General features: G+C 50.2%; 1 protein-coding gene. It reads left to right on the forward strand.

What is annotated here, in order from left to right; genetic code table 11:
* A partial coding sequence (locus ACQY26_RS07540) for a beta strand repeat-containing protein (RefSeq protein ID WP_428048621.1) occupies nucleotides 1-5451 on the forward strand: 5451 nt, incomplete at both ends.

Below are 5451 nucleotides of genomic sequence, written 5' to 3' on the forward strand. Positions count from 1 at the left end.
TTTTGACGCTTCTTCTTACTTTGGCAAACGCGGCTCTGTTTTTATTGATCCCAAAGATATCGTAATTTCAGAAGATTTTCTTTCTTCCGGCGCGGATTACAATTTGACGGCGGATAACTCCATAACCCTTAAAGAGGGGAAAAAGATTTCAACCTCAAAAGCGGGGGCGGCTTCCGGCAATGTTTCTTTAACGGCAAAGGACATTCTTTTGGAAAATAATTCTTCCATAGACGCTTCCGCCGCGGCGGGCCAAACCGCCGGAGACATTACTTTGACTGCCAAAGATTTTTCCGACGGATATATGGTAAAGAACAATTCCGCGTCCGTAACTTTGGGCGAGGAGGTAAGCTTAAAAGGCAAAAATATAACCGTTACTTCCACGGCGGATAATACGCGCCTTTTTGATGATGAATCCACCGCCGCGACGGTGGGCGAACACACCATAGGAGAGCTTGGCGACACGACGCTTTTAGGCGGGGCGATAGTAAGCGACGTAGATTCTGAAATTATTATCGGCAAAAAATCCAAAATTGAAGCTTCCGGCGATGTTAATATTGAAACCCTGGGCAAGGCCAACGGAGCCATGAGGGCCATAGGCACCACCGTAGCCGCAGTATATGGGGAAAGCGACGTTTATTCCAACCTGAACGTGCGTGAAGGGGCGGAAATTAACGCCGGCGGCAAAGTAAACTTATCGGCTAAAACGGATTCTTCTTTGAATGTTTCTTCCTATGCTATTTCCACAGCCAATACCCCCATACCGGGCGACGGCGCGCTTTCGATCGGCAAAATGACGGTAAACAATAACGTCGTTTTGGACGCCGGGTCCAAAGTCAGCGGGAGCGAAGTTTCCGTTGAGGCCGTTACGGATAAGGAAATGTCGGTAACCGCTTCCAGCATGGCTTTTGACGACGGCTACGCCGCCCTTTCCGTAACATACTCAAAGTCGGACGTACATAACGGCGTTGATGCGGGCGGGGATATAACTTCCTCCGGGAAGACTTTAATCAATTCCCGGATAAATAGTACCGGCAACAAAACTTCCGCCAGCGCGGGCACGGGCAGTTCTACCGTGATGACTCCCATTTTAAAAGGTTTGCATTTTGCTCATGATAAAATAGCAAGCTGGCTTAAAAAGAAAAATGTTCAGACAAATAATCAAAGCAATGTAGAAATCGGGCTTTCTGCCGCCCTTTCTTACAGCGATCAAAACAATACTTCCACGGCCAAGGCCGGAGGAACCATAAAATCCGGGGCGGATTTGGATGTTAAGTCAACGGTAACCGACGCGATTATAAGGCAGTCGGCCAGCGGGTCGGTAGATTCCAAGGCCGGCGCGCACGAGAAGGAAAACGCCGTAGCCGGCTCCGTCGGCATAGCTTCCTATAACAATACGTCCACGGCTTATATAGCGGAAGGCGCCGCAGTTGATGCAAGGGGCCCGCTTACGGTGGCCTCTTCGGTTTCCGTGCCTTTTGAAATTACTTGGCATAAAATAGAGGGCGTCGGCGACGTAGTAAATAAGATAAACTCAAACGGCGGGCTTCAAAACGGATTTTTTACGACTTGGGCCAAGAGCGATCTTTCCACAAACGACGGTGAAGAAGTCGGCGAATTCGGCTTGGCCGGTGCTGTAAATATAGCGGATTTCAATTCTTCCTCCAAGGCTTATATAGGAAAGAATGCCCAAATAAATAAGAACGCCGATTATAAAAACGGCGCGCAAAGCGTGAACGTAACTTCCGGCGTTGATGTTTCCACTTTAAATATGGCCGGTATTTGGGGCGTTACCGGCGTGGGCACGAAATCCAAAGTCGGGCTGGGCGGCTCTTATCAGCAGATAGGTTACGAGAGCAATTCTTCTGCGGAAATACTTTCCGGCGCGGATGTTGAAACCAATAATTTAAGCGTAACTTCGGATGTGGACCAGCGCAATATATCCATAGCCGAGGCCGGCGGCAAATCCGAAACTTTCGGTTTTGACGGAGCTTTTGATTGGCTTAAATCGGATACGTCTTCTAAAGCGTTTGTCGCGAAAGACGCAAAGGTTAAGGTGGAAGGTGCCGGCGGGGATAAAGACAAGGCTTTGATTTCCGCCAAAGACAATATGGATATGTTTAACATAGCCGGCGGCGTAGTCAAAACGCAAAACGTCGGCATAGGCACGTCCGTGTCCATAAGCGATATTACAAGAAACACCCAAGCTTTTATCGGCGATATTTATGACGCTTCCCAACCCACCGCCCGCACAGAAAGCGGATACTTTAAATCCGATAAAAATATAGAGATCTCGGCGGAAAACGGCGGCGATATTTATGCGTATTCCCTTGCAGGCGTTCTGCAAAATGATAAAAAAGAAGCTTCACCCGAAGAAGGCGCCGCGGCGGCCTCCGGCGGAAGCGAAGCCGCAGGGGGCGGCGGTAAATTCGGCGTCGGTATTTCCGGCGACGTAAGCTATAACAATATAGAAGGCGCGGCCAAGGCGTATATAAATGCCGCCAAAGTAGAAGCCGCCAAAAATTTGAACATAGCCGCAAAAGAAAACAGCTGGATAAACAGCGTGGCCGGGGCCGCAAGCCTTGTTTTGGGGAAAGGCACGTCCGTCGGTTTTGCCGGTTCGGCCAGCACCAACTTTGTAAGGAACGACGCTTCCGCTTTTATTAATAACGGCGATGTTTCCATGCGTACGCAAACAGCGGTCGCAAAAGATTCTTCCGCAAAACCGATTGTTACAGGCGGCGGAAAATTGGATATTTCTTCCGTCAGCGAGGCGGAAATTATAGCGGTCGCCGCAAGCGGTTCTTTGGCAAATCCGGCTTCAAAAGGCGGTTCTTTGGCCGGCTCCGTTACAGTAAACGATATCGGGAACGAAGTATCCTCCTTCGTTAAAGCTTCGAATATTAACTCTTACGCTTCAAGTTTAACCAAGGCGGCAAATCTTTCCGGTTCCGATTTTTCCAAAATAGTTTCCGTCGCCGGGGCTTTGGGCGTGGCCGGCACCGTCGGCATAGGCTCATCAACCGGCGTTAATGAGATTTCAAATACTGTTAAAGCTTATCTTGAGGATTCTTACCTTACGGCGCAAAAAGACGTTTCCCTTGACGCGCAAAACTCTTCAACTCTTACAAATGTCGAGGGTACAGTCGGCGCGGCTAAAGACGGCATGGCCGTTGCGGCAAGCGTAGCCGTAAACGAAATCGGCAATACTGCGTCTTCATATATAAAAGGCGGAACGACGACCGTTTCTGACGGTTCTCTTTCCGTCCTTGCAAAAGATACGTCCAACATGACGGCCGTCGCCGGGGAAATAAGCGGCGCGGGCAAAGCGGCCGTAGGGGCTTCCACCGCGGTAAGCAATATAAAAAATAAAGTTTATTCCTACGCAGACGGAGCCTTGATTGACGTTGGCGGAAACGCGGATTTTAAATCCGATTTAGGCTACACTCTTAAAACCGCTGCGGCTGGCGGTGCGGGCTCTGAGTATGCTTCTGTAACCGGCAGCGCAGCCGTCAATAATATTGACACCGATACGCAGGCTTATATTACGGCAAGCTCTATGACTGCAGGCGGAAGCGCGGGTTTTAGAGCTGCATCCGAAAATGAAATTAACTTCTACGGCGGCACTTTGGACGGAGCCGCCGGCGCGGGCATCGGCGGAACGGTTGTCGTAAATAATGTTTCCGATAAAGCTTATGCAGGCGTTAGAGGGGGCAGCCGCCTTGATGTTTACGGCAAAACCGCTTTAAGCGGCGAACTCGGCAAAGGGCTTTTCGTAACCTCTTCCGTAAATGACGATTTAAATTCTTGGATGTTCAATCTTTCCGGCGGAGGGTTCGGCTTTGCGGCAAATGTTGACGTAGCCAATATAAAAAACTCATCCCAAGCGGAAATTTTAAATTCTTACATCAATCAAAACGCCGCGCCGCAGGGAACCGATTTAAGCGGGCAAAACATATTGGTTAAAGCGGTAAATAATGCGGACGCGGAATCTTACGGCGGTTCTTTGGCCGGCGGCGGCGCAGGGGTAGGGGCGGTATCGGATACTATTCTTTTTAACAATATAACCAAAGCCGGTATAGAAAATTCCACTCTTTCCGCAAAAGGCTATATTAAAGCCCTTACGGATTCGCTTGAAAGATATAACGCCATTTTGGTTAGCGGCGGAGTCGGCGGAAGCCTTGGTTTGGCCGGGAACGTGGCCGTTGCGTCTTTAAACAATTTAAATGAAGCTTATATTAAAAAAGGACAAATCTTGAGCGAAGATAATGTGGAAGCCGTCGCTTCCGACATTGTTGAACTGGGCCGCAAAGACGGGGAAGATTTCGCCGTAGCCGTCGGCGCGCTTGCCGGCGGAAGCGCAGGCATAGGCGGTTCCGTGCTTGTAAGCAATGTTAAAAACAATACCAAGGCTTTTATCGCGGATTCGACGGTAGACGCCGCAAGGACTTTAAAAGTAAGAGCGACGGGCAAACAGGATATAGTTTCTTATCTGCCTACGGCGGCTTTGGCCGCTTCCGGCGGGATTTCGGCCTCGGTAGGGGTAAATACGATAGATTCTTCCGCTGAAGCGTACATCTATGAAAGCGAAAACGGAGAAACCGTAATTAACGGGGATTCATCCAAGGCTTCCGCTTTGCAGGATGTTGAAGTTTCGGCTGAGTCCGATTCCCGCATACATACTACAATAGCCGCCGGCTCGGACGCGGGCGGCGCCGGAGTAGGCGCGGGTATAGGCGTTTCCACAATTAACGGCAAACCCTCTGCCGGCATCGGCGCGGGAAGCGAAGTAAACGCCGGGCGCAATATCAAGATTGAAAGCGTAAACACTAGGAAAACTGACGATTTGGCAGTATCGGCCGCGGCAGGCGGTATAGGCGCGGCAAACGGGTCAATATTGGTCAGCAATATAGGTTCAAACTTGGATGCGGATTCCAAAGAAGCCACCGAGGGCGTGCAGGGTGCGGTAAACGAACAGCTGGCCGCCAACTCCAATATCACAAAGGAAACTTTCGGACGCGGCGGGCTTTTAGATTCCACCGCAGAGCAAATGCAAGCCTTTACAGCTGACGTAAACGAGGCTTTCACCGATAAAGTTTTGGATGACAAAGGCACTTCGGCCTTCGTCGGCGCAAACGCGAAAATCAACGCCGGCGGCAAGACGGATATTTCGGCCGATGACTATATAAAAACCGATCTTACGGCCGGCGGCGCAAGCTTGGCGGGTATGGCCAGCGTCGGCGCGTCCGTCGCCGTGGCTAACAATTCTTCCTCAACCAAAGCTTTTATAGGCGACAATGCGGAAGTAACTTCTTTAGGCGGATTGGACGTTAAAGCTTCTTCCGAGGTGCTTGAATCCGACGTTAAAGCCATTTTGGGTTCCGGTTCCGTAAGCTACGCCTTGGGCGCGGCTGTGGCGAAGGTAAATTCCAACAATAATACTTTGGCGTATCT

Origin of the sequence: Candidatus Proelusimicrobium excrementi (assembly GCF_937881865.1) — a bacterium.
Taxonomy (GTDB): Bacteria; Elusimicrobiota; Elusimicrobia; order Elusimicrobiales; family Elusimicrobiaceae; genus Proelusimicrobium; species Proelusimicrobium excrementi.